Consider the following 24,800-nt stretch of genomic DNA (forward strand, 5'->3'; position numbering starts at 1 on the left):
GTGCCCATGTCATTCGCATCCTGTGTTTTCGGGGAAGTATTTGAGGCAGGCCAGGCTGAGAACGCCGCCAGCCAGCAGGAAGTAGGCCGGCGCCAACGGGGTGCCGAGCGCCGCAATCAGCCAGGTCGCCACCAGCGGCGAAAACCCGCCGAAGATGGTCACCCCCAGGCTGTAGCTGACCGAGGTACCGAAGGAGCGCTGCGCTTTGGGGAAGCCCTCCATCATCAGCGCAAAGAACGCACCGGCACCGATGCAGGTAGGCAAGATCAGCACCGCTACGCACATCATGGCCAGGCCCATGTGTTGCACCTGCCCCAGCAGGTAGAACACCGGCAGGGTCAGCACCACTGGCGTGGCTACCGTCCACGCCAGCAGGCGTTTGCGCAGCTGGTACCTGTCAGCGAACTTGCCCGCCAGCGGGCAGATGATCGCCATGCAGCCGCTGCTGATACAGGCAATGGCCATTGCGCTGCCTGGCGGGTAGTGCAAGGCCGTGGTCAGGTAGGTGGGCATGTAGAACACGAACAGGTACATGCCGATGGTCGAGCTGGCCATCAGGCCGATGCCCTGGGCGATACGTTTGAGCACCTCGGCGTCCAGCGCCGGCTCGGCCTTGTGCGCTGCGGCGGCCTCGTGGGTTTCCGGCAAGCGCGTGCGTATGTACCAACCGACCGGGCCGATCAGCAGGCCAAAGATGAACGGTATGCGCCAGCCCCAGCTTTCCAGGGCAGCGGGGTCGAGCAACTGGCTGAGCGCAAAGCCGAAGCCGGCGCCCAGCAGGGCGGCGTAGCCCTGGCTGGCGGCCTGCCAGCTGACGTTCTGGCAACGCTTGCCAACCGCGCTGGACTCCATCAGGAACACTGACGCAGTACCCACCTCCCCGCCTGCCGACATACCCTGGATGAGCCGGCCGACCACCAGCAGCACCGTGGCAAAAATGCCGATCTGCGAGTAGGTGGGCGCAAACGCGATCAGCGCTGTGCCCAAGGTCATCAGCCCGATGGTAAGGCTAAGCGCCGCCTTGCGCCCGCGCCGGTCGGCATAGCGACCGATGACCATCGCCCCCACCGGGCGCATCAGGAAACCGACGCCGAAGGTGGCCAGCGACATCAACAACGATGCCATTGCCGACTCGGAGGGGAAGAAATGCCTGCCGATCAGCACAGCGAAGAAGCTGTAGATCGTGAAGTCGTACATTTCCAGTGCATTGCCCAGCGAGCAGGCAATCAAGGTTTTACGTGAGGAAGATGCCTGCGCGGCTGAATGCGCGCCCGTCTGCATAAGGGGCGGTGCGGGTAGCGGTGTGGTCATTGTTATCTCCGATGGCAATTCGCGGCGTGCAGCGAATATCGGCCAATCGGGCACCCAACACACTTGCAGTTTCGGCATGTGGCTAACCGATGGTTAATTGACCGACCCGGTCATTGACCAAATTGCCCTAAACTGGCGCGCAGATTGCCCTGCCTCTGCGCGCTGCCCCATCAGTGCTCACTCAACCGGGCAGCAAGCGCGGCCTCGCGCGTGTTCGAAGCCTGTCTAGCGCAGACGTTCTCGCCAACCGTAACGCCCCGCAGGGCCTTGATTAACCATACGGCATGACATGGCCGAATAAGCAATCACGCTGCAACGTGCTGTTCACCGACGCTACAGCCACCACATCACTGTGCTGGCCTGGAGTCGTGAATGAACACTCGCACTACGTCGTTGTTGTTGATGATCCAAGGGGCATGCCTTGCCGTGCAGGCACAGGCCGAGGGCTTTCCGACGCTCGGCCGGATTGCACCGGGTTTTGGCTATTACGGGGTGGATTACGGTTTCGATGACAAGCTCAAGGTCTACGGCACCGTGGATGCATTCGCCAGCTATCACGACTCGCAGCACCACTCGGGCTTTCGCCTGGCCGGCGGCGGCGCCTGGACCAACAAGGTCGGGCTGTATGCCCGCAAGGGGCTTACCCCTGACACCGTACTGGAACTGGACGTCGAGGAAGGCTTCAACGTCAATGGCAAAGCCCTGGAGGGCACCTGGGACACCATTGGCACCCTGCGCCTGGCAACGCTAGCCCTGCGCTCGCGCACCCTGGGCAAGCTTGAGTTCGGCAAGACCTACAGCATGGGCACGCCCACCTACGCCGACCCGTTCCTGGCCACATATGGCTCGCCCTACACCTACCTGGCCCTGCCTGCCGCCGGCAAGGGCGCCTATTACCTGGACCTGCGCCCCAAGCACACCCTGGCCTACACCAGCCCGAACCTGAACGGTTTCAGCATCGGCACCGCGCTAAGCTTCGGCTTCGACGATGCCGCCAGCCAGGGGCGCACCGTGCGCGGTGGTGGCGCCCGGCTGCAGTATCGTAACAGCCGGGTGATGCTGCTGGCCTCCTACAACCTGTACTACAGCGACCCCTGGGACGACGCTGGCACCTCGCGTCAGACCGCCAACTACTACAAGAGCCTGTCGGCGTTTTACGATTTCGGCCCACTGGCCACCAGCCTGACCTGGCAACGCCAGGACGTAGACCAGGCCGGCACGCCCAGTACCACGCTGTACACCTTCGGGGTGATGGCGCCGGTCGGCGAGCGGGACGTGCTGCGCCTGGCCGTGATGCAGCGCCAGGTTACCGCCCGCGACAAGGACGCAGCAGGCGTGATGATTGGCTATGACCATTTCATCAACCCACGCTGGGCCATCTATGGCCGGCTGGGCCTGATTGCCAACCAGCGTGCGTCGTCGGTCACCTACGCTGGCACCCCGGTGGATCAGGTTGGCGACAACCCCAGCAATGTCTCGCTAGGCATGTACTACCACTTCTGAGGCCACGGGACGGGTTTGCCTGAGCACCTGCCCGCGCAAGCTGTGAAACAGCTCCTGGGCAGGCGCTGTAAGGCTGTGGCGGTCGATACAGACCAGGTTGATGGGGTAGTCCGGAATCAACTCCTGCACGGCCATGACCACGTACTCGCCATCCACACTAAAGGTAAACCCTTGGTCCACCGCCAGCTCGCTGATGGTCATCAACGATTCGGTATTCTTCAGCAGCTTGAGCGCCATCATCACCGAGGTGCATTCAACGGTGTTCTGCGGCACCTGGAGGCCGTTGACCTCGAACAGCTGGTGAAACTGCGAAGCCTGGTCCGACAGCTCATCCAGGCTGATCCAGTGGCCGTACTGCAAGGTGCGCAAAGACTTGGAAAACTTTTGTGCATTGGACGCGTGGCAAATCACCCTGCCCTTGATGCTGCCGAGCGCCTCCCAGTCCAGGCTCAGCCGGCTCAGGGGTTGCTGCGAGGTAATGGCAAAGTCCAGGCTGCCGTCGCGCAGGCGTTGCAGGATCTGGCTGGGACGCAAGTCGGTGATGGTGATCTTCACCCGCGGGTACTTGCGCCGGAAGGCCAGGATGCTTTCATCGACACCATCGAGCATCGCCGTCAGCGAGGTCACCCCGATCGACACCGCGCCCAGCGCGGCATCCTGAATGCTCGCCGCTTCGATCTGCAGGCGACGGATGCTCTCCACCACGAGGTTGGCGTGGCGGATGACGCGCTTGCCTTCCTCGGTAAGGGCCATGCCTTTGTGCGACCGCTGCAACAGGCTGAAGCCGACTTCCCGTTCCAGCTCCTTGATCGAACGGCTCAGCGCAGGCTGGGTAATGTGCATGAGCTTGGAAGCCTCAAGGATGCTGCCTGCGTTGTGGATGGCGACCAACGCCTTGAGTTGGTGAAGTTTCAACCGGGTATACCTTGTTGTTATCGGGTCGGATTGAACATATTCTTCGGCGCCCCTGACAGTCCTTGACTGAAAGGCCTGGTGCTTACAACTGACGCAACGCCGCCAGCACGCTCGCTGCATCACTGACCTCGAACTGGCCAGGCGCTTCGACAGCAACGTGCTTGACCACCAGGTTGTCGACAACCATGGCATAACGCAGGGAACGGCGCCCCAATCCACGCGCGGACAGGTCCTGGATCAAGCCCAGTGCGTCGCTGAATTCGCCGTTGCCATCGCCAATCATCCTTACCTTTTCGCCCACCTGCAGGCTGTTGCCCCAGGCATTCATGACAAACGCATCGTTCACGGACACGCAGAGGATTTCGTCAACGCCCGCGGCGAACAACGCTTGTGCCTCAGCCACATAACCTGGGACGTGGCGTTCGGAACAGGTAGGCGTGAACGCGCCGGGCAAACCGAAAACAACCACTTTTTTATGCTTGCAGCGCTCGTGAACGGAAAAGGCATTCGGCCCGATCGCGCAGGCGCCTTCGTCATTGTTGTACGCGTACAGCGTAACGTCGGGCAATAGATCGCCAGTGTTGATCATCGTGGTCTCCTGGGTGCGTTGATGGCCGGGCACGCTATGATGCCGCAGTCCACCAAGCCAGGTACACCATGCCCGCGGCTACATGCGTTCAACGCGCCAATATTGCCTGGGTATGATCGATGGAAGGAACAGGCACCAGCACGCGCCGAGCCGCCAGCCATTCCCGCATGCGCGCCGTATCGAAAATCTGCCCCTCTTCCATCATCACCAGGATGAGCGCTTGTGACATTCGGTAACATCCACACTGGGAGCAATGCCGCTCTTCCCATCCATGGGTGCATTCAACGGATTGCGCCTGCCCTGCGCAAATCAGACAACTCATGTAAGCCCCCTGTTGTTTTTGTCCATGGAGGGTGAACGCAAGGTTACGAAAATCGCATGCCAAGCGCTGTACATGAGATTTTCATGCCAACTTTGAATTCCCTCCCTTTTTTTACCGCGATCAGCGCACAACGCTCAACCGGCAACGACCCGTTCCGCTCACTGCACCTGCTGGTCAGCATGGTAGGACGAACGCACCAGTGGCCCGGACGCCACGTTTCTGAACCCCATTGCCAAGCCCTGCTCGACAAACCAGGCAAAGGTGTCCGGGTGCACAAAGCGCTGCACCGGCAGGTGGCTGCGTGACGGCTGCAAGTACTGCCCCAACGTCAGCATGTCGACCTGATGCTCACGCATGCGCTGCATCACTTCGATCACTTCTTCATCAGTTTCGCCCAGGCCGAGCATCAGCCCGGACTTGGTCGGCACCCTCGGTACCTGTTGCTTGAAGCGCTCCAGCAGGTCCAGCGACCACTCGAAATCCGAGCCCGGCCGGGCCGCCTTGTACAGGCGCGGCACGGTTTCGAGGTTGTGGTTGAACACGTCTGGCGGTTCCTGCCCGGTGATGGCCAGGGCCACCTCCATGCGCCCGCGGTAATCGGGCACCAGGGTTTCCAGCTGAATGCCCGGCGACAGCCTGCGGATCTCGCGCAGGCAATCGGCAAAATGCCCGGCGCCGCCATCGCGCAGGTCGTCACGGTCCACCGAAGTGATCACCACGTACTTCAGGCCCAGGTCGGCGATGGCGATGGCCAGGTTCTTCGGCTCGTCGACGTCCAGCGGCCTGGGCCGACCATGGCCGACGTCGCAGAACGGGCACCGCCGGGTGCAGATGTCGCCCATGATCATGAATGTCGCCGTGCCGCCAGAGAAGCACTCGCCCAGGTTCGGGCAGGCGGCTTCCTCGCACACGCTGTGCAGCTTGTGCTTGCGCAGCAGGGCCTTGACCCGCGCTACCTCAGGCGTGGTAGGGATGGCCACGCGGATCCAGTCGGGCTTGCGTGGCACATCCTCGGTGGGGAGGATTTTCACCGGGATACGCGCCACCTTTTCGGCGCCGCGCAGTTTTACCCCGGCCTGCAACGGCTGCGGGCGCGGTGGTGCGTGTTGCAGTTGTTCGGTTGACATGGCTGGCTCCTGGCTCTGGGCTGATATTGACCGACAGCATCACAGGGGCTGCTTTGCAGCCTTCGCGGGCAAGCCCGCGAAGGGCCGCAGAGCGGCCCCATTTGCTAGGCCGGATATACCGGGAACAGCTTGCACAATTCAGAGACCTGGCCCGCCACATGGGCCTCGACGTCAGCATCACCGAGGTGGTCGAGGATGTCGCAGATCCAGCTCGCCAGGGCACGGCACTCCGCTTCCTTAAAGCCACGGGTCGTCACCGCCGGGGTGCCGATGCGCAGGCCCGAGGTCACGAACGGCGACTGCGGGTCGTTGGGCACGGCGTTCTTGTTCACCGTGATGTGCGCACGCCCCAGCGCAGCATCGGCGTCCTTGCCGGTAATGCCCTGGCGGATCAGGCTGACCAGGAACAGGTGGTTGTCGGTGCCGCCTGAAACCACGTCGAAGCCCCGCTGCATGAACACCTGTGCCATGGCCTGGGCGTTGCTGATGACCTGGCGCTGGTAGTCCCTGAAGCCAGGCTCCAAAGCTTCCTTGAAGCACACCGCCTTGGCCGCGATCACGTGCATCAGCGGCCCGCCCTGCCCGCCCGGGAACACCGCCGAATTGAGCTTTTTCTCAAGCTCCGGGTCCGCCTTGGCCAGAATCAGGCCACCACGTGGCCCGCGCAGGGTCTTGTGGGTGGTGGTGGTGACCACGTCGGCATACGGCAGCGGGTTGGGGTACAACCCCGCCGCTACCAGCCCGGCGACGTGGGCCATGTCGACGAACAGGTAGGCCCCGACCTTGTCGGCGATCTGCCGAAAACGCGGGAAGTCGAGGGTTTTCGAATAGGCCGAGAAGCCCGCCACAATCATCTTCGGCTGGTGCTCGACGGCCAGGCGCTCGACGTCGTCGTAGTCGATCAGGCCGTTGGCATCGATGCCATATTGCACAGCGTTGTACAGCTTGCCCGAGGACGACACCTTGGCACCGTGGGTCAGGTGGCCGCCATGCGCCAGGCTCATGCCCAACAGGGTGTCGCCGGCTTGCAGCAAGGCCAGGTAGACCGCAGCGTTGGCCTGGGAGCCAGAATGCGGCTGGACGTTGGCATAACCCGCACCGAACAGTTGTTTTGCGCGGTCGATGGCCAACTGCTCGACCACGTCGACATGCTCGCAGCCACCGTAATAACGCTTGCCGGGGTAGCCTTCGGCGTACTTGTTGGTCAGTTCGGTCCCTTGGGCCTGCATCACCTGCGGGCTGGTGTAGTTTTCCGAAGCGATCAGCTCGATGTGGTCTTCCTGGCGTTGCACTTCGCGGCGGATGGCCCCGGACAGCGCAGGGTCGAAATCGGACAGGGTCAGGCTTTTATGGAACATGGGTGTGATTCCTTGATTGTCTGGTCGGCAAATATGGCCCGGAGCGGCTCCGGGTCAGCAGGGTCAGGCGTCTTGATAGCTCGACAGCGGCGGGCAGGCGCAGGCCAGGTTGCGGTCGCCGTAAACGTTGTCCACGCGCCCCACCGGCGGCCAATACTTGCTCTCGCGCACGTCGGCAAGCGGGTACACCGCCAGTTCCCGGCTATAGCTGTGGGCCCATTCACCGACCAGTTCGCTGGCAGTGTGCGGGGCGTTCTTCAACGGGTTGTCGAGCGCGTCCAGGGTGCCGTTTTCCACCGCGCGAATTTCTTCTCGGATGCAGATCATCGCGGCGCAGAAGCGGTCAAGTTCCTCCTTGGACTCGCTCTCGGTCGGCTCGACCATCAGCGTGCCGGCCACCGGGAAGGACATGGTCGGGGCATGGAAGCCAAAGTCGATCAGCCGTTTGGCCACATCCTCGACGCCAATGCCGCTGCTGTCCTTGAGCGGGCGCAGGTCAAGAATGCACTCGTGGGCCACCAGGCCGTTCTCGCCGGTGTACAGCACCGGGTAGTGCTCTTCCAGGCGCCGGGCAATGTAGTTGGCACTGAGGATCGCCAGCTGCGAGGCACGCTTGAGCCCTGCCCCGCCCATCATGCGGATGTACATCCAGGTGATCGGCAAGATACTGGCACTGCCATACGGCGCCGCGCTGACCGCACCCTGCTGCTTGGGCAGGTGGCCGTGCCCCGGCAGAAACGGCGCCAGGTGTGCCTTGACGCCGATCGGACCGACGCCGGGGCCGCCGCCACCGTGGGGAATGCAGAAGGTCTTGTGCAGGTTCAGGTGCGACACATCGCCACCGAACTTGCCGGGCGCACACAGCCCGACCATGGCGTTCATGTTCGCGCCGTCCAGGTACACCTGGCCGCCACACGCATGGATGATGTCGCAGATTCGCGTGATGCCGTCTTCGAACACACCATGGGTCGAGGGGTAGGTAATCATCAGGGCCGCCAGCTTGGCCTTGTGTTGCTCGGCCTTGTGCTGCAGGTCGGTCACATCGACATTGCCGCGCTCATCGCAGTTGACCACCACCACCTGCATGCCGGCCATCTGCGCCGTGGCCGGGTTGGTGCCATGGGCCGACGACGGGATCAGGCACACATCACGCCCGGCCTCGCCACGGCTGGCGTGGTAGGCGCGTATGGCCAGCAGGCCGGCGTACTCGCCCTGGGACCCGGCATTGGGCTGCAACGACATGGCGTCATACCCGGTGGCCGCACACAGCATGGCCTCCAGCTCATCGGTCAGTTGGCGGTAGCCCAGCGATTGGCTGGCCGGGGCGAACGGGTGCAGGGCGCCGAACTCGGGCCAGGTTATCGGGATCATCTCGCTGGCAGCGTTGAGCTTCATGGTGCATGAGCCCAGGGCGATCATGCTGCGGTCCAGGGCCAGGTCCTTGTCGCCCAGGCGACGCAGGTAGCGCATCAGCCCGGTTTCAGAGTGATGACGGTTGAACACCGGGTGCTGCAGGTAATGCGTGTCACGCAGCAGCACCGACGGCAGGCAATCGGCACCGTCGGCAGCCAAAGCGGCGAACTCCGGAAGCGCCTGCCCGGCGCCCGCGAACACCTGCCACAGGGCCTCGACGCTCTCCTGCTCGCAGGTTTCATCCAGCGCGACGCCAACCCGAACGTCGTCGATCAGGCGCAGGTTCAGCCGGGCAGCGTTGGCCGCCGCCAGCACATCGGCCAACGGCCTGGCGGTTACCACGCTGACGGTGTCGAAGAAGTGCGCCTGTTCGACATGATGCCCAAGCTGGCGCAACCCCTGCACCAGGATCGCCGTCAGGCGATGCACCCGCCGGGCGATCTGTGCCAGGCCTCGGGGGCCGTGGTAAACCGCATACATGCTGGCGATGTTGGCCAGCAGCACTTGTGCGGTGCAGATGTTGCTGGTGGCTTTCTCGCGGCGGATATGTTGCTCGCGCGTCTGCATGGCCAGGCGCAGTGCCGGTTTGCCGAAGCGGTCGATGGACACGCCGACCAGGCGGCCGGGCATGTCGCGCTTGAACGCATCGCGGGTGGCAAAGTACGCCGCATGCGGGCCACCGAAACCCAGTGGCACACCAAAGCGCTGGGCACTGCCGATGACCACGTCTGCGCCCCACTCCCCCGGGGGCGCCAGCAACGTCAGGGCCAGCAGGTCTGCGGATACCGAAACCAGCGCGCCCGCTGCATGGGCGCGTTGCACCAGGGCGCGGTGATCGACAATTGCACCGGTACTGGCCGGGTACTGCAACAGCAGGCCGAAATAGCCGTCCAGGGGTTGGCCCTCCAGCGCCGCCTCATCACCGATGACCACCTCGATACCCAGTGGCCGCGCACGGGTAAGCAACACATCGAGGGTTTGCGGGTGGCAATGGCGGGAGGCGAAGAACGCCGGGGCTTTGTTCTTCGCCAGGCGCTTGCAGAAGGTCATGGCCTCGGCGGCAGCGGTGGCTTCATCGAGCAACGAGGCGTTGGCGATTTCCATACCGGTCAGGTCGCTGATCAGGGTCTGGAAGTTCAGCAGTGCTTCCAGGCGGCCTTGGGAAATTTCCGGCTGGTACGGGGTATACGCGGTGTACCAGGCCGGGTTCTCCAGCAGGTTGCGCAGAATCGGAGCCGGGGTATGGCAAGGGTAATAGCCCTGGCCGATGTGGTTGCGATACAGCTGGTTGTTCGCGGCAATCGCCTTGAGTGCGGCCAGCGTCTCTGCCTCGCCCTGCCCCGGGGTCAGCGTGAGCACACTGCTGCCTTTTATGCTGGCGGGGATGACGCTGTCGACCAGCGCGTCGAGCGAATCATGGCCGGTCAGCGCCAGCATGGCCGCGATATCGCCTTCGCGCGGGCCAATGTGACGGGCAACAAATTCATCAAGCGTGCCCAGCGGGATACACGGGTTGTTCATGGCGGCCACCCCGGTTCAGGCGTTGTCGGCCAGGAAGCGGTCGTAGCCGTCCTGGTCCATCAGGCTATCGAGGTCAGCAGGGTTGCTGGCCTGGATACGGAAGAACCAGCCGTCCTGCATGGGCGAGGCGTTGATCAGCTCAGGGTCGTCGGCCAGTGCCTGGTTAACCGCCACCACCGTGCCTTTCACCGGCATGGTGATGTTGCTGGCGGCCTTTACCGACTCGAGCACCGCGACTTCATTGCCTTCCCCGTACTCGCCAGGCTCCGGCAGTTGCACGAACACCACGTCACCCAGCGCCTGCTGGGCATAGCTGGTGATGCCGACGGTCAGCTCGCCGGTCGCTTCCAGACGCAGCCATTCGTGTTCGGGCGTAAAACGCAGAGTGCTCATGGACGTTCCTCTCTTGTTATCGGGTGGGTCCCTGTGCGGGACTGCCAGATACAAGAGCAAGGGCGATGCCAACTCAGTATTTTCTATATTTATCAGTAGCTTGGAGCATGCGATCGAACGTTTCGAAGTACCTGCAGCGGAGCGTATTCGCTCCACCGCCAGCGCCCGGCAATCATCGATTGTGGGGGCCGCCACTGGATGCGGGCTCCACAGCAAAACGGAGCGCAATCACTCCAGTGGAGCGCATTCGAACCGGGTCAGCTACGAGACCCGGCTGGCGATGCCGTACTTGCGCAGGCGCTGACCGATGGCCGTGTGGGAAGTCTGCAGCCGCACGGCCAGTTGCCGGGTCGAGGGGTAGCTCTGGTACAAGTTCTCCAGCAAGGCCTTTTCAAAGGCCTGCACGGCGGCCTCCAGGCTGACGATTTCCGCCCCCTCGGCCTGCTGACTGCTCAATGCGGTGCCGGCCAGTTCCAGGTCGTCGCAGTCGATCACCTCGCCTTCGCTGATGGCTGCTGCGCGGAAAATCACGTTCTGCAACTGGCGCACATTGCCTGACCAGCGATTGCCCAACAGCAGCGGATGGGTGGCCAACGCCAGGCGGCAGGGTGAGCGCTGTATCTGCGCACAGGCCTGGCGCAGGAAATGTTCGGCCAGCAGCAGAATGTCCTTGCCGCGCTCGCGCAGGGGCGGCACCTTCAGGTTGAGCACGTTCAGCCGGTAGTACAGGTCTTCGCGAAAACTGCCCTCCATCACCATGTTTTCCAGGTTACGGTGGGTGGCACAGACCACCCGCACATTCACCCGCACCTCGTTGCCACCCCCCACCCGGCGAAAACTGCCGTCGTTGAGAAAGCGCAGCAGCTTGGCCTGCAGGTAGGGCGACATCTCGCCCACTTCATCGAGAAACACCGTACCGCCATCGGCCAGCTCCAACAGGCCCGGCTTGCCACCGCGCTGGGCGCCGGTGAAGGCGCCGGCGGCGTAGCCGAACAGCTCGCTTTCGGCCAGGCTTTCGGGCAGCGCTGCGCAGTTCAGCGCCAGGAATGACGTATCGCGCCGGGCACTGAGCGCATGGCAGGCACGGGCCACCAGCTCCTTGCCCGTACCGGTCTCGCCCTGGATCAGCAACGGCGCCTCCAGGCTCGCCACTTTGTGCAAGCGCGCCTTGAGCGCCTGCAGCGCGGCCGATTCCCCCAGCAACGCCCCAAGCCCTTCACCGTTGTCATGCAGCAGCGAGGCCAGGCGCTCGCCGATGCGGCTGGGTGGGTACAGGGTCAGCAAGCCCCCCACCAGGCCTTCGGCGCCGCCGCTGATGGGCGTGGCCTCCAGCAGCAGGGACTGGTCCTGAAAGCTCACCTCGCACATGGGCAGGCGAAAACCCTTGTCGATCAGGTTCTGCGCCAGGTTCGGCTCGGCAAACAGCTTGCTCAACGGCTCACCCGCCGGCTCGTGGCCCACCAGGCTGACCAGCGTCGGGTTGGCCAGCAGCACATGGCCAGTGGGGTCCACTGCCAGCACCGGGTCGCTCATGGCGGCCAGCAAGGCCTCCAGCTGCAAGCGCCGGCGGTGGCCGGGCAGGAAGTCGACCAGCGACACCTCCTGCACACCGTCCACCCCCAACAAGGCGGCATACAGTTCATCCAGCACGACCGGGGACAGCGTCGGGGCATCGATGTAGACATTCGGCGGAATCATTTCCACCGCGTCCAGGTTGAGGTTGCGCGCCCCGAGCAGCGACAGGATTTCCTGGGTGATGCCGACACGGTCGACAAAATTGACGTGGATTCTCATCTAAGCTCCTCAGCCAAAATCCGTGTTTGGCAACAAGACAACAAGGGGACAGCGCAGCGCGCCGTCCCCTTGGGCAACACATGAATGGGCCGGTCAATCAGCGTCAAACGACAACTGCGCCGTCGCCTGTTTTTTCTGGCGGATGGACCGGTACGCCAGGCCCAGCACGGCAAACCACACCGGCACCAGGTACAACGCCATGCGGGTGTCGGCCTCCAATGCCAGCAATGCCAGGATGCAGGCGAAGAACGCCAGGCATACCCGGCACATCACGGTGCCGCCCGGCATCTTGTACTTCGACGCCTGGTGCAACGGGTCGCGCTGCTTGCGGTACGCCAGGTACGACAGCAGGATGATCGACCAGACAAACATGAACAGCAGTGCCGATACCGTGGTAATCAGGGTGAAGGCATCGAGCATGTTCGGCACCAGGTAGATCACCAGCGCCCCGCCGGTCAGGCACATACACGAGAAGATCAGGCCATTGGAGGGCACGGCACGGCACGGCGGGACAGTGCGCCGAACTTGCCAGGCGCATCACCGTCCATCGCCAGGCCGTAAAGCATGCGGCTGGTCGAGAACACGCCGCTGTTGGCCGACGACATGGCCGAGGTCAGTACCACGAAGTTGATGATGCCTGCGGCTGCCGGCAGGCCGGCCAGCACGAACAACTCGACGAAGGGGATCTTGTTGGCCACCACTTCACGCCACGGGGTAACGGCCATGATGGCGATCAGCGCCAGCACATAGAACACGATGATGCGCACCGGAATCGAGTTGATCGCCCGCGGCAGGTTGCGCTCCGGGTTCTTGGTTTCGGCCGCGGTCGTACCCACCAGCTCGATGCCGACGAAGGCAAACACCGCTATCTGAAAGCCCGCGAAAAAGCCCATGGCGCCGTGGGGGAACATCCCGCCGTCGTTCCACAGGTTGGCCAGCGCTGCGGCATGCCCGGCCGGCGACTGATAGGCCGCCGCCACCATGTAGAAGCCGGTGCAGACCAGCGCGCAAATGGCCACGATCTTGATCATGGCGAACCAGAACTCCATTTCCCCGAACATCTTGACGGTCATCAGGTTCAACGTCAGCAATAGCCCCACGCAGGTCAGCGCCGGTATCCACAATGGCATGTCGGGGAACCAGAATTGTGTATAGGCAGAAATGGCAATCACATCGGCAATGCCGGTGACAATCCAGCAGAACCAGTAGGTCCAGCCGGTAAAGAACCCCGCCCACGGCCCTAGCAGGTCAGCAGCAAAGTCGATGAACGATTTGTATTGCAAGTTGGACAGCAACAGCTCGCCCATTGCGCGCATGACGAAGAACAGCATGAAGCCGATGATCATGTAGACAAAGATGATGGAAGGCCCAGCCAGGCTGATGGTCTTGCCAGAACCCATGAACAGGCCGGTGCCGATGGCACCGCCGATGGCGATCAGCTGGATATGGCGGTTGGACAGGTTGCGTTTGAGTGCGTGTGCGTCACCTTCAGGCGGGCAGTGACCGTGCGGCAAGTTAGTCATTGTTATGTACCTTGCTGGTTTAATTGTTTTTATAACGTCACAAGTTCAACCCTCGGGACCGGATGAACAACGTTCAGTGCCGAGCGAGTGCAAGGTGGGGGAGCAAGGTCTGTGCCAAGCGCAAATACTGCGAGTTAGAGGGGTTCTGGCGAAAAGGGCTGGACCGGCTGTAAAGAAGTCACTCCATCTATTTGCGTCAATCAGGCCGTTGTGCTGCCCCAGGCATCGCCAGCGCTGTACTTGCACCCCCTGTATCGAAATCATTCCAATGGAGCGCATTCAGTCCAATCTCATGGCCTGGACTGGCCTCTGTGGGAGCGGCCTTGTGTCGCGAAAGGGCTGCAAAGCAGCCCCAGCAATTTGTGCTTCTGCGCTGAAATCCTGGGGCTGCTTTGCAGCCCTTTCGCGACACAAGGCCGCTCCCACATTGACCGCGTCAACCGGTAGTTTAACGGACAGGCATCTCGCGCACCGGCTTGCGGCTACGCTGCTCTTCTTCCCAGCCCCCCACCAGCCCAACCGGCACATCAGCCGGTGCCAGCGGCTGGCGCCCGCGCACCAGGTCGGCGGCGCGCTCGGCCAGCATGATGGTCGGGGCGTTGAGGTTGCCATTGGGCTCGCTCGGGAACACCGAGGAGTCGATCACCCGCAGCCCCTGCAAGCCGTGTACACGCAACGCAGAGTCCACCACTGCCATGTCATCCTCGCCCATGCGGCACGAGCCGCACGGGTGCATGGTGCTTTCCATGTTGGCGCGCACGAAGGCGTCGATTTCTTCGTCGGTCTGCACCTGCGGCCCCGGCGCCAGCTCTTCGCCGCGGTAGCGGTCCATGGCCGGCTGGGCGATGATCTCGCGGGTCAGCCGCACACAGCGGCGGAAGCCCTCGCGGTCCTCTTCGCTCGCCAGGTAGTTGAAGCGGATTTGCGGGTGCTGGTAAGGGTCGGCCGACAACGCCCGCACATGGCCCCGGCTCTTGGGCTTGTTGGGCCCGGTCAGCACCATGAAACCATGCCCCTTGAAGGGCTTGTCGCCGTCGTAGCGCATCGCCGCTGGCAGGAAGTGAAACTGGATGTCCGGCCAGCGCAGGCCCTTGGACGAACGGATGAAGCCGCCCGCCTCGAAGTGGTTGCTGGCCCCCAGGCCGTCTTTGAACAGCAACCAGCGCAAGCCGATCAGGGCCTTGCCCAACAGGTTCATCTTGCCGTTGAGGGTTACCGGCTCCTTGCACGCATACTGGATGTAGATTTCCGAGTGGTCCTGCAGGTTCTCGCCCACCCCAGGCAAGTCGTGGCGCACCTCGATACCGGCGTTTTTCAGCACCGCAGCCGGGCCGATGCCGGAGCGCTGCAGCAAGTGCGGCGAACCGATCGGGCCAGACGCCACCAGCACCTCGCGGTTGCACATGACTTTGTGCGTCTGCCCGCCCTGGTCGTACTCCACGCCCACCGCCCGCTTGCCCTCCAGCAAGATGCGCCGGGTCATGGCATGGGTGATCACGGTCAGGTTCGGCCGGCTCATGGCCGGGCGCAGGTAGGCATTGGCGGTGGACCAGCGCACGCCATCCTTCACCGTCATGTGCATGGCACCAAAGCCTTCCTGCATGTAGCCGTTGCAGTCGTCGGTTTTGATGTAGCCGGCCTCGGCACCGGCTTCGATCCAGGCACCGTACAGCGGGTTTTTCATGTTGTTGCCGTTGTTGGTCGACAGCGGCCCCGCCCCGCCCCGGTAGTCGTCACCACCGAATTTGTATTGCTCGGCACGTTTGAAATACGGCAGGCAATTGCGGTAGCTCCAGTTTTTCGCGCCCAGGCTTTCCCACTCATCGAAGTCACAGGCATGGCCCCGGATGTACACCAGGCCATTGATCGACGACGAACCGCCCAGCACCTTGCCCCGTGGGCAGTGCAGGCGCCGGTTGTCGAGGTGCGGCTCGGCCACGGTCTCGTAGTGCCAGTTGTATTTTTTGGTGTTCATCGGCAAGGAGAACGCACTGGGCATCTGGATCAGCACGCTGCGGTCGCTGCCGCCGAACTCCAGTACCAGTACCGAAGTCCCGGCGTCTTCGCTGAGGCGGTTGGCCAACACGCAGCCGGCCGAGCCCGCACCGATGATGATGTAGTCGTATCGCTTGGTCATTGTTCTAGTCCTGTGCGCGAAGGCCTACGGCCTCGATATTGCGTGCGTTACGCTTTGGGTAGCCGCCCCAACCCAGGCGTGCTGCCAGCAGTCGGGTCAGGCCGTAGTGCACCAGCCCGGCCAGCAGGCAGGACGGTAGCGAGGCCGTGGCGAAGGTGAAGAAGTCGGTATGGGCCAGGGTTTGCGGGTTGAACACCACCACGTAGACCGCAAAGCCCGCCACCAGCGCCACCAGCGCGACGGGGTTGAAGCCTTTGCAGTAGCGCAAGGGCGACACGCTCTGTTCGGCGTAGATATGCCGCAGGTTCAGGCGTTGCTTGCGCAGGAAGAAGTAATCGGCGATGCCGATACCGGCCAGGGCGCTGTTAAGGGCGGAGGTCCACACCAGGAAGATGAAGAAGCCATCGTAGATCCCCGGCAGCAATACCACGATAACCACCGGGATGATGCAGAACAGCGCGATCAACACCCCCCAACCCACACTGCGCAGGCGTTCGCCTGCCAGCTGGCGCAAGCCGATCACTGCGGTGTAGAGGATGTTGACCATGCCGGTCAGGTTCGCCAGCGCCAGGAAACTCAAGGCGATGATACCGAAGCCCATGCCACCGGCCAGGCGCATCCACGCCGTGGGGTCGCTGCTGCCCAGGGTGGTGGCCGCGAACAGGCTGACCGACTCACCCAGCGAAGCGGCGCCGAAGATGCCCACCAGGTTGGGCCAGAAGGCCGTACGCTGGTTGCTGCACAGGCGCGACAGGTTGCCGATGTAGGGCCACCACGAAAAGCCCGCAGCAATGTTGATTTCCACCGCGACCATGAAGTTGACGTGCGGGTTCTCGAAGGGTGGCTGCAAGGGCGGCATGGCCAGCAGTTCGTCGAGGCTGTAGCGCCGGGAAATGAAGTACATCAGTGCCAGCATGATCAGGATCAGGCTGGGTGCGATCACCGCACTCAGGCGGCGGATCATGTCCGGCCCGCGCATGGCAACCAGGGCCGCCAGCACAATGGCCAGCAAAGCCCCGGCGGTTACCAGCCAACCGTCTGCGCCGGGCTGGCGCTGTTGCACCAGGGTCTCGAGGTTGTCCAGCGCCCGCCCGCACATCAGCCCAAGCACCGCCAGCCACCCCATGGTCAGCACCACCACCGAGAGGAAGTAGACCAGGCGGCTGCCATTGAGGCCGAACATGCTGCGCAGGAAGGTGAACTGCTCGACGCCGTACTTGCCACAGGGCAGACAGGTGGACGAGGCAGCCAGCACCACGCCGATAATGTTGCCGATGATGATCGCCGCAATCCCTTGCAAGGGCCCGACGAACAGCGCCGTGGCGCCGCCGATCAGGAACACCCAGGTGGCCACCGCCAGCGCCGAGTTGGCGTAGGCAAAGCCCCAGAAGCCCCAAACCCGCTCACCGGGTAGCAAGGGGGTGTCGCCACGTTCCGCACCCAGGCGAAACTCCTGCTCGCGGGAGGCGCTCATGGCTGGCCTCCCAGGTAGTACGCGCCAGCAATCATCACCAGCACCAGCAGGGTAAGTGCAACCACGTCAGCCGCCGTCAAGGCGCCCGGCCACTGCACACGCTTCTCCAATTCCTCGTAGGCGCACAGGCGCCTTTCCAGGTCCTGCGCACGCTCTACATCCACTTGGCTGTTCATCGGCATCACCTCGACAGGTTCTTGTTCTTGAAATTCGATGCTTGATTGAACCTGCGTCGCTCGCCAAACCTCAGCGACGCAGACAGGCCCTGAACCTCAGGGCAAGGTGATCCAGACCGCCTTGGTCTCCAGCAGAAACTCCAGTTGTTCCGCGCCCAGGTCCTTGCCATAGCCCGACTGCTTGTAGCCACCGAACGGCATGGCCGGGTCGAGGGTGCTGTGGGCGTTGACGTACACGGTACCGGCCCGCAACTGCGGGATCAGCCCGTGCACCCTGCCCAGGTCGTTGGAGTAGATCGCCGCGGCCAGGCCGAACAGCGAGTCGTTGGCCAGGGCCAGGGCCTGCTCCTGGGTATCGAACGGCTGGGTGACCAGCACCGGGCCAAAGATTTCCTCGCTGACGATGCGCATGTCGTTGCGGCAGTGGGCGAAGATTGTCGGCTGCACGTAAAAGCCCGGGCCGTCCAGCGGCTCGCCGCCATAGTGCACCTGCGCGCCTTCAGCCTTGCCCAGAGCAATGTAATCCAGCACCCGCTGCTGCTGTTGCTGCGACACCATGGGGCTGATGAAACACTCAGGGTCGAGCCCCGGGGCGATCTTCAACGTCGCGGTGTAGCGCGCCAGCGCTTCGAGAAATGCCGGGTAGACACTGCGCTCGATGTAAGCACGGGTACCGGCGTCGCACACTTGCCCGGAATTGAAGAATACGCCGTTGGCCAAGGCTTGCGCCGCCGCCTCGATGTCCGCGTCGGCAAACACGATCACTGGCGACTTGCCGCCCAGTTCGAGGGTGAGGCGCTTCATCTGGTCCATCGCCGTCTTGCCCACTGTACAACCCACCGGGGTAGAGCCGGTAAAGCTCAGCTTGTCGATGCCCGGGTGGCTGGACATCGCCTGGCCGACCACGCTGCCGCGCCCGGTCACGATGTTAACCACCCCGTCGGGAATTCCTGCCGCCTGTACCAGTTCGGCAAAGCGCAGTGCCGACAGCGAGGTCAGCTCCGCCGGCTTGACCACCACGGTGCAGCCGGTGGCCAGCGCTGCGCCCAGTTTCCAGGCCATGGTTTGCAGCGGGAAATTCCACGGCACGATGGCGCCGACCACCCCTACCGCTTCCTTGCGGGTGTATGCCAGGTAATTGCCTGGTAGCGAAGGCTCGACGGTGCGGCCATGAATCTTGCTGGCCCAACCGGCGAAATAGCGCAGGGTGTCGACCGTGCCCTGAATGTCGACAGCACGCGCCTGCACCACCGACTTGCCCATGTCGATGGCTTCGATCTGCGCCAGTTCGTCGCCGTGGGTTTCGATCAGGTCGGCCAGGCGATGGATCAGGCGTTCGCGCTCCAGCGGTTTCAGCTGGCTCCAGGCGCCACCGTCGAACTGCGCACGCGCGGCGCGCACCGCACGGTCAAGGTCATCTGCGGTACCCATGGGGATGCGCGTCAGTACCCCTTCGGTAGAGGGCTCGACCACCTCGGCGCTGCCACCGTCGCTGGCTTCCAGCCAGGCACCCCCAATGAACATGCGCTGCGGCTTGCTGAGAAAGCGCTGGGTCGCCTCGCTAACACCAAAGGCCTGCAAATAGGCTTTTACCTTGTTGTCCACAGTACAGTCTCCGGGTCAGCGGGCTTTGGCGCGCGCGTGGAAAATGAAGCCGATGCTGTTCATCAGCAGTTGCGCGGCAAGGATCGAGGTCATGCCGGTGGGGTCGTAGGCCGGGGCCACTTCGACCAGGTCCATACCGACAATGCGGCCGTGGCTGCGCTTGGCCAGCGCCTGGATGATTTCCAGTACTTCGTAGTAAAGGAACCCGCCATGGCTCGGCGTGCCGGTGCCAGGGGCAATGGAGGGGTCGAAGCCGTCGATGTCGATGGTGATGTAGTAGTTGCGCCCTTCCGGGATTTTCGCCAGCACCCCCTCGCAGCCCAGGCGGCGTACGTCACGTACCGAAAGAATCTGCGAGCCGGCCTCGCGAGCGGCGTCGTAGTCGTCGCGGTTGGATGACGACACGTTGCGGATACCCATCTGGGTCATGCCGACGATGTGATCCAGCTCCGAGGCGCGGCGCAGTGGGCTGCCGTGGCCATAGCGCACGCCATGGCGCTCGTCGACGAAGTCCAGGTGGGCATCGAAATGCACGATGTGGATCGGCCCGTGGCCTTCGAACGCCTTGATCACCGGGGCATGCACCGAATGGTCACCGCCCAGTACCACCGGCATGGCGCCGGCTGCGAGGATCTGCCTGACGGCCGCCTCGATGTTTGCGTTGCTGCTGACCATGTCGGTGTGCACGATGTCGGCATCGCCCACATCGACCATGCGCACCTGGTCTTCGGTCAGGTAGGTGGCGTCATCCTCGAAGTCGTAGGCACCGGCATGGCCGAAGGAAAACAGGGTGGATGCCTCGCGAATGCCACGCGGCCCGAAACGCGCCCCTGAACGCCACTGGGTGCCCATGTCGTTGGGCGCGCCCAAAATCGCCACGTCGGCGTCGATAGCCTCCCAGTCGGTGCATACCGGCGCCTTGGCGAACGTGCAATGGCCCACGAAGGGCAGGTTCAGGCGGCCGGACTCATAACCGTGTTTTGCCATGTTCTGGTTTCTCCACTTCTTGTTGTATGTCAGGAGACGGGGCGACTGCTCGACCACCGTTGCAGCCACTATGGCAACCACCGGGGCAGGGAAAAATGCGCAAGTGCAGATACATACATCGCCCCTTCCGATGTAACCGAAGGCAATGCGGGCGGGCAACGCCAGGCATTGCAGCGGCCTGGCACTCATGGTTAGCTTGCGCAACAAGAACAATGCACGGGCGCTCATATCAGCACGGGCGATGTGAGGCCCGGCCGGGAGGCTACGGTGATCCAGCTCCACGATGTCGACCTGAAGCTGCTCAGGGTATTCACCACTATCGTCCGGTGCGGCGGCTTTTCTGCCGCGCAGGCGGCACTCAATGCCGGCCAGTCGACCATCAGCGAACAGATGACGCACCTGGAAACCCGCCTGGGGGTCAAGCTGTGCCAACGCGGGCGCAGCGGCTTTCGCCTGACCGAGCAAGGGGTGGCGATCCATGAGGCAACCTTGCGCTTGCTCAGTGCCGTGGAGAGCTTTTGCCTGGACGCCGACGTGCTCAAGCAGCACATCAGCGGCAAGCTCAACCTGGGCATCATCGACTCCACCCTGACCGACCCCGTCTCGCCGCTACCGCGCACCACCCAGCGCTTTGTTTCACGCGGGCACGATGCCCACCTGCACATCTACATCGGTGCCCCGGCAGAACTCGAAGAGCGCGTGCTGGATGGCAGGCTGCACCTGGCCATCGGCCATTTCCCGCTACGGGTGGCTGGCTTGTCCTACCTGCCGCTGTATGACGAGGCCCTGGGGCTTTACTGTGGCCGGCGCCACCCGTTGTTCGCCAGCAATGCAGCCAACGGCCGGCTGATGGAAGACGTGCGCCAGAGCCGTATCGTGGTGCGTGGCTACATGCAGCAGTACGACCTGGAGCAACTGGGCATCGCCAAGGCCGACGCAACGGTGGAGAACATCGAGGCAGCGGCGATCCTGATCATTTCCGGGGCCTACATCGGTTTTTTGCCCGAGCACTTTGCCGAGCAGTGGGTCAAGACGGGCGAAATGCGTCGCCTGGGGGCCAGCACGCTGAACCTCAGCTCACCCTTCGAAGTGGTGACCCGGCGCGGAGTGTCGCGCCCGCCCATCCTGCAGGCCTTTCTGGAGGACCTGGCGGCCTGCACCAGCCAGCCTGGGGTGCCATGAGCCGCAGGCTCAGCCGGATTGGGCCAGCTGCACCTGCAGAAACGCCATCAATGCCCCTGCCGCAGGTGACAAGCTGCGCCCCTTGCGGGTGAGCATGCCGATATGCCGCTCGACCTTGGGCTCCACAAGCGGTACGAACGCCAGCTTTTCGTTCTCCTGCGGAAAGGCGAGGTACGGCAGCGTGCTGATCCCCACCCCCTCCTCCAGCATGGCGATCAACGAAATCATGTTGGAAATGAACAGCCGGCTGTGCGTCAGCAACCCCTCGGCCTCGGTGCCGGCCAGCAGTTGCGAGGTGCCATTGCGAATCATCGGCTCGCCCTGCAACTGCGCCCAGTGCAGGGCATCACCCGCCTGCGCCAACGGGTGGTCACTGCGGCACACGACGCCCACCTGATCATTCACGATCGGGGCGAATTCGAGCTGCTCATCGTCCACCCACAGGCTGCTGATGCCGAAATCCACCTGCCCTTGGGCCAGCAACTGCTGCACACGTTCGGCCGTGCCATCCTGGATGCTGACCTGTACGTTCGGGTGCGCGGCCACGAAGCGGGCCAGCGGCCCTGGCAGCATGCGGCTGGCCACTGAAGGCACGGTGGCGATGCTGACCTGGCCGATTTCATGCCGGGCAAGCAGCGTGGCTTCACGGGCAATGCGGTCATGGTGCTCGATCAAGCCGCGAAACAACGGCAGGCAATGCTCGCCGAATGGCGTCAGCTCTACCCGCCCCCCACCCTTCTCGACCAGTGCCTGCCCCAGCTTTTGCTCCAGCTCACGCACGGCCAGGGATATCGCCGGCTGGGTGCGAAAGGCCTGTCGGGCGGCCGCATGGAAGCTCTTGAGTTCAGCGACCAGTACGAAGTAGCGCAACTGGGCGATCTTCAGCTCGGGCAACATGGTTAGCATTCCTTATCAAAGCATTTTTTTTATTAATTTTTATTTGCTGCATATTGCTCGCATCATGAATGCCATGCAAACAGAGGCGTTCATCCATGTCACACAAGCCCTACAACAACTACATTGATGGCCAGTGGTGCGAAGGCCACACCACCCTGGGCAACTACAGCCCCTCGGACACCGGCGACCTGATCGGGCAGTATCAGCAGGCCAGCGCCGAACAGGTCCGCCAGGCCATCCAGGCCGCCCGTGCCGCACAGCCCCTGTGGGCCGCCAGCGGCCTGGAAGCCCGCCAGCAAGTGCTGATGGCCATCGGCGATGAACTGATTGCGCGCAAGCAGGAGCTCGGCGAGCTGCTCTCGCGAGAAGAAGGCAAGCCCCTGGCCGAAGGCATCGGCGAGGTCAACCGCAGCGGCCAGTTCTTCCATTACTACGCCGCCGAAGTACTGCGCCAGATGGGCGAGACCGCCGCCTCGGTGCGCGCCGGGATCGACATCGAAGTGCATCGCGAACCGGTGGGTGTGGTGGGCATCATTACCCCGTGGAACTTCCCCATGGCCACCGCCGCCTGGAAAATCGCCCCGGCCCTGGCCTTCGGCAACGCCGTGGTGTTCAAGCCGGCCAACCTGGTGCCGGCCAGCGCCTGGGCACTCACCGAGATCATCAGCCGCCAGAGCCTGCCCAGCGGCACCTTCAACCTGGTGATGGGCAGCGGCGCCGACGTCGGCGAGGCGCTGGTGCAGTCCGCTGACATCGATGCCCTGACGTTCACCGGTTCGCTGCAGACTGGCCGGCGCGTGGCGGTCGCCACCGCAGGTAACCTGGTGCGCTGCCAGCTGGAAATGGGCAGCAAGAATGCCTTGGTGGTCATGGATGACGCCGACCTCGAACTGGCCGTGGAATGCGCCCTCAACGGCGCCTTCTTCGGCACCGGGCAGAAGTGCACCGCGTCTTCACGGCTGATCGTGTGCGACGCCATCCACGACCGTTTCGTCGAGGCCCTGCGCCAGCGCATGCGCCAGCTCAAGGTCGGCCATGCCCTGGAGGCCGGCGTGCAGATCGGCCCGGTTGCCGACGCGCGCCAGCTGGAACAGAACCTGGCCTACCTGCAGCTGGCGCAGGCCGAAGGCGCCACCCTGATCGAAGGTGGCGAACGCCTGCAACTGGAGAGCGACGGCTACTACATGCGCCCGGCGCTGTTCATCGACAGCCGCAACGACATGCGCATCAACCGCGAGGAGGTGTTCGGCCCCATCGCCTGCGTGATCCGCGTACGTGACTTCGAAGAGGCGCTGGCCACGCTCAACGACACCGAATACGGCCTTACCGCCGGCATCATCACCCAGTCGCTGCGCCACGCCAGCCACTTCAAGCGCCGTGCCCAGACCGGCTGCGTGATGGTCAATCTCCCGACCGCCGGTACCGACTACCACGTGCCGTTCGGCGGCCGCAAAGCTTCGAGTTTCGGCCCACGGGAGCAGGGCCAGTACGCCCGTGACTTCTACACCTTGGTCAAGACCACCTACCTGCGGCCCTGAAGGAGTACACGCCATGCATGACCTTTTGATGATCGACGGCCTGCAGTACTCCAACTGGAGCCCGGAAATTTTCCAGCAGATGCAGGCCGGTGGCCTGAGCGCGGTACACGCCACCATCGCCTACCACGAAAACGCCCGCGAAACCCTGTCACGCCTGGGTGAATGGAACCGCCGCTTCGAGACCTGGCCCGAGCTGATCCGCCCGGTGCGCACGGCCAGCGACATCCGCCTGGCGCACGAGGAAGGCCGGGTGGGGATTTTCTTCGGTTTCCAGAACTGCTCGCCGATCGAGGACGACATCGCCCTGGTGGAGGTCTTCCGCCAGCTCGGGGTGTTTGTCATGCAACTGACCTACAACAACCAGAGCCTGCTGGCCAGCGGCTGCTATGAGCGCGAAGACAACGGCATCAGCCGCTTTGGCCGCCAGGTGATCGCCGAAATGAACCGGGTCGGCATGCTCATCGACATGTCCCACAGCGCCGAGCGCAGCACCCTGGAGGCCATCGAGCTGTCCAGCCGACCGGTGATCATCTCCCACGCCAACCCGGCCAGCTTCCACGCCGCCAAACGCAACAAGTCCGATGCGGTGCTGCGCGGGATCGCAGCATCAGGTGGGCTGCTGGGCTTCAGCACCTACCCGTTCCACCTCAAGGGTGCTTCGCAGTGCAGCCTGGAAAGCTTCTGCGACATGGTCGCGCGCACCGCCGACCTGATGGGCGTGGAGCATATCGGCATCGGCACCGACTTGTGCCAGGCGCAACCGCTGGCCGTGCTGGAATGGATGCGCAACGGCCGCTGGAGCAAGGACAAGGACTACGGCGAAGGCTCCAAGGACAACGCCAACTGGCCGGCGCCCTTGCAGTGGTTCCGCGACAGCCGCGATTTCGGCAACATCGCCCAGGGCCTGCGCGCCCGTGGCTTTGCCGAACAGGACGTGGCCAACATCATGGGGCTGAACTGGTTGCGCCTGCTGGAAACCGCCACCACGGCACAGGCCTGAGCCCCTTGCACGGACAGCATCAACAATAACAACAA

The 24,800-nt window shown here is 63.4% G+C and carries 19 protein-coding genes and 1 pseudogene; 4 read left to right on the forward strand and 16 right to left on the reverse strand.

Annotation, left to right across the window (positions count from 1 at the left end):
- Window positions 1-9 precede the first annotated feature (9 nt).
- Window positions 10-1,311 carry an MFS transporter gene (locus J3A71_RS17880; RefSeq protein WP_231995327.1) on the reverse strand — a complete coding sequence of 434 codons (1,302 nt, stop codon included), beginning with the start codon at window positions 1,309-1,311 and terminating at the stop codon, window positions 10-12.
- A 372-nt stretch (window positions 1,312-1,683) separates the two neighbouring features.
- Here J3A71_RS17880 and J3A71_RS17885 point away from each other — a divergent pair, with 372 nt between their 5' ends.
- Window positions 1,684-2,814: a porin gene (locus J3A71_RS17885; protein ID WP_016486222.1), complete on the forward strand. Its 1,131-nt coding sequence runs from the start codon at window positions 1,684-1,686 to the stop codon at window positions 2,812-2,814.
- Here J3A71_RS17885 and J3A71_RS17890 read toward each other — a convergent pair.
- The 14 genes and pseudogenes from J3A71_RS17890 to speB form a co-directional block, all read right to left on the reverse strand.
- Window positions 2,791-3,729 (reverse strand): LysR family transcriptional regulator, encoded by a 939-nt coding sequence (locus J3A71_RS17890; protein WP_016486221.1) that lies wholly within the window; start codon window positions 3,727-3,729, stop codon window positions 2,791-2,793. The genes J3A71_RS17885 and J3A71_RS17890 overlap by 24 nt on opposite strands.
- An 82-nt stretch (window positions 3,730-3,811) precedes the next feature.
- Window positions 3,812-4,318, reverse strand: a complete 507-nt coding sequence (locus J3A71_RS17895) for a peroxiredoxin (RefSeq protein ID WP_016486220.1) — start codon at window positions 4,316-4,318, stop codon at window positions 3,812-3,814.
- Window positions 4,319-4,406: 88 nt separating this feature from the next.
- Window positions 4,407-4,547 carry a hypothetical protein gene (locus tag J3A71_RS17900; protein WP_016486219.1) on the reverse strand — a complete coding sequence of 47 codons (141 nt, stop codon included), beginning with the start codon at window positions 4,545-4,547 and terminating at the stop codon, window positions 4,407-4,409.
- 251 nt (window positions 4,548-4,798) lie between these two features.
- On the reverse strand, window positions 4,799-5,767 hold the full coding sequence (gene lipA, locus J3A71_RS17905; protein WP_096425959.1) for a lipoyl synthase: 969 nt from the start codon (window positions 5,765-5,767) through the stop codon (window positions 4,799-4,801).
- Between the two features lie 104 nt (window positions 5,768-5,871).
- Entirely contained in the window at window positions 5,872-7,125 is a 1,254-nt protein-coding gene (gene glyA, locus J3A71_RS17910; protein ID WP_023047040.1) for a serine hydroxymethyltransferase, read from the reverse strand.
- Window positions 7,126-7,188: 63 nt separating this feature from the next.
- Window positions 7,189-10,059, reverse strand: coding sequence for an aminomethyl-transferring glycine dehydrogenase (gene gcvP, locus J3A71_RS17915; RefSeq protein WP_096426953.1), 2,871 nt, complete (start codon window positions 10,057-10,059; stop codon window positions 7,189-7,191).
- 15 nt (window positions 10,060-10,074) lie between these two features.
- Window positions 10,075-10,452 (reverse strand): glycine cleavage system protein GcvH, encoded by a 378-nt coding sequence (gene gcvH, locus J3A71_RS17920; protein ID WP_023047041.1) that lies wholly within the window; start codon window positions 10,450-10,452, stop codon window positions 10,075-10,077.
- 261 nt (window positions 10,453-10,713) lie between these two features.
- Complete coding sequence (locus tag J3A71_RS17925; protein WP_016486214.1) at window positions 10,714-12,246, reverse strand: sigma-54-dependent transcriptional regulator; 1,533 nt, start codon at window positions 12,244-12,246, stop codon at window positions 10,714-10,716.
- Between the two features lie 93 nt (window positions 12,247-12,339).
- Window positions 12,340-13,769, reverse strand: a pseudogene (gene cycA / locus J3A71_RS17930) (D-serine/D-alanine/glycine transporter).
- Window positions 13,770-14,217: 448 nt separating this feature from the next.
- A complete protein-coding gene (betA, locus tag J3A71_RS17935; protein ID WP_060516742.1) occupies window positions 14,218-15,906 on the reverse strand; it encodes a choline dehydrogenase in 1,689 nt (562 codons plus the stop codon).
- Between the two features lie 4 nt (window positions 15,907-15,910).
- Window positions 15,911-17,380 carry a cytosine permease gene (locus J3A71_RS17940; RefSeq protein ID WP_096425958.1) on the reverse strand — a complete coding sequence of 490 codons (1,470 nt, stop codon included), beginning with the start codon at window positions 17,378-17,380 and terminating at the stop codon, window positions 15,911-15,913.
- A complete protein-coding gene (locus tag J3A71_RS17945; protein WP_016500197.1) occupies window positions 17,377-17,556 on the reverse strand; it encodes a hypothetical protein in 180 nt (59 codons plus the stop codon). The genes J3A71_RS17940 and J3A71_RS17945 overlap by 4 nt, the downstream gene beginning before the upstream one ends.
- A 96-nt stretch (window positions 17,557-17,652) precedes the next feature.
- Entirely contained in the window at window positions 17,653-19,161 is a 1,509-nt protein-coding gene (locus tag J3A71_RS17950; RefSeq protein WP_096425957.1) for an aldehyde dehydrogenase family protein, read from the reverse strand.
- A 15-nt stretch (window positions 19,162-19,176) separates the two neighbouring features.
- The gene (speB, locus tag J3A71_RS17955) at window positions 19,177-20,148 is read right to left on the reverse strand and encodes an agmatinase (protein ID WP_016486208.1); all 972 of its coding nucleotides are present in this window, start codon (window positions 20,146-20,148) and stop codon (window positions 19,177-19,179) included.
- 267 nt (window positions 20,149-20,415) lie between these two features.
- On the opposite strand from speB, the gene J3A71_RS17960 reads away from it, so the two are divergent.
- Window positions 20,416-21,330: a LysR family transcriptional regulator gene (locus J3A71_RS17960; protein ID WP_095114916.1), complete on the forward strand. Its 915-nt coding sequence runs from the start codon at window positions 20,416-20,418 to the stop codon at window positions 21,328-21,330.
- Between the two features lie 9 nt (window positions 21,331-21,339).
- Here J3A71_RS17960 and J3A71_RS17965 read toward each other — a convergent pair whose 3' ends face one another.
- The gene (locus J3A71_RS17965) at window positions 21,340-22,227 is read right to left on the reverse strand and encodes a LysR family transcriptional regulator (protein WP_060516747.1); all 888 of its coding nucleotides are present in this window, start codon (window positions 22,225-22,227) and stop codon (window positions 21,340-21,342) included.
- Window positions 22,228-22,322: 95 nt separating this feature from the next.
- On the opposite strand from J3A71_RS17965, the gene J3A71_RS17970 reads away from it, so the two are divergent.
- On the forward strand, window positions 22,323-23,765 hold the full coding sequence (locus J3A71_RS17970) for an aldehyde dehydrogenase family protein (protein ID WP_096425956.1): 1,443 nt from the start codon (window positions 22,323-22,325) through the stop codon (window positions 23,763-23,765).
- A gap of 13 nt (window positions 23,766-23,778) precedes the next feature.
- Entirely contained in the window at window positions 23,779-24,765 is a 987-nt protein-coding gene (locus J3A71_RS17975) for a dipeptidase (protein WP_096425955.1), read from the forward strand.
- Window positions 24,766-24,800 lie beyond the last annotated feature (35 nt).

This window comes from Pseudomonas sp. PvP089, assembly GCF_017875165.1.
Taxonomy (GTDB): domain Bacteria; phylum Pseudomonadota; class Gammaproteobacteria; order Pseudomonadales; family Pseudomonadaceae; genus Aquipseudomonas; species Aquipseudomonas fortuita.

Excerpts from the sequence above, each read along its gene's own strand:
- J3A71_RS17965 (WP_060516747.1), bottom strand. The coding sequence starts at position 22,227 with ATGTTGCCCGAGCTGAAGATCGCCCAGTTGCGCTACTTCGTACTGGTC.
- gcvH (WP_023047041.1), bottom strand. The coding sequence starts at position 10,452 with ATGAGCACTCTGCGTTTTACGCCCGAACACGAATGGCTGCGTCTGGAA.
- glyA (WP_023047040.1), bottom strand. The coding sequence starts at position 7,125 with ATGTTCCATAAAAGCCTGACCCTGTCCGATTTCGACCCTGCGCTGTCC.
- speB (WP_016486208.1), bottom strand. The coding sequence starts at position 20,148 with ATGGCAAAACACGGTTATGAGTCCGGCCGCCTGAACCTGCCCTTCGTG.
- J3A71_RS17945 (WP_016500197.1), bottom strand. The coding sequence starts at position 17,556 with ATGAACAGCCAAGTGGATGTAGAGCGTGCGCAGGACCTGGAAAGGCGC.
- J3A71_RS17885 (WP_016486222.1), top strand. The coding sequence starts at position 1,684 with ATGAACACTCGCACTACGTCGTTGTTGTTGATGATCCAAGGGGCATGC.
- J3A71_RS17880 (WP_231995327.1), bottom strand. The coding sequence starts at position 1,311 with ATGACCACACCGCTACCCGCACCGCCCCTTATGCAGACGGGCGCGCAT.
- betA (WP_060516742.1), bottom strand. The coding sequence starts at position 15,906 with ATGACCAAGCGATACGACTACATCATCATCGGTGCGGGCTCGGCCGGC.
- gcvP (WP_096426953.1), bottom strand. The coding sequence starts at position 10,059 with ATGAACAACCCGTGTATCCCGCTGGGCACGCTTGATGAATTTGTTGCC.
- J3A71_RS17940 (WP_096425958.1), bottom strand. The coding sequence starts at position 17,380 with ATGAGCGCCTCCCGCGAGCAGGAGTTTCGCCTGGGTGCGGAACGTGGC.
- J3A71_RS17975 (WP_096425955.1), top strand. The coding sequence starts at position 23,779 with ATGCATGACCTTTTGATGATCGACGGCCTGCAGTACTCCAACTGGAGC.
- J3A71_RS17970 (WP_096425956.1), top strand. The coding sequence starts at position 22,323 with ATGTCACACAAGCCCTACAACAACTACATTGATGGCCAGTGGTGCGAA.
- lipA (WP_096425959.1), bottom strand. The coding sequence starts at position 5,767 with ATGTCAACCGAACAACTGCAACACGCACCACCGCGCCCGCAGCCGTTG.
- J3A71_RS17895 (WP_016486220.1), bottom strand. The coding sequence starts at position 4,318 with ATGATCAACACTGGCGATCTATTGCCCGACGTTACGCTGTACGCGTAC.
- J3A71_RS17900 (WP_016486219.1), bottom strand. The coding sequence starts at position 4,547 with ATGTCACAAGCGCTCATCCTGGTGATGATGGAAGAGGGGCAGATTTTC.
- J3A71_RS17925 (WP_016486214.1), bottom strand. The coding sequence starts at position 12,246 with ATGAGAATCCACGTCAATTTTGTCGACCGTGTCGGCATCACCCAGGAA.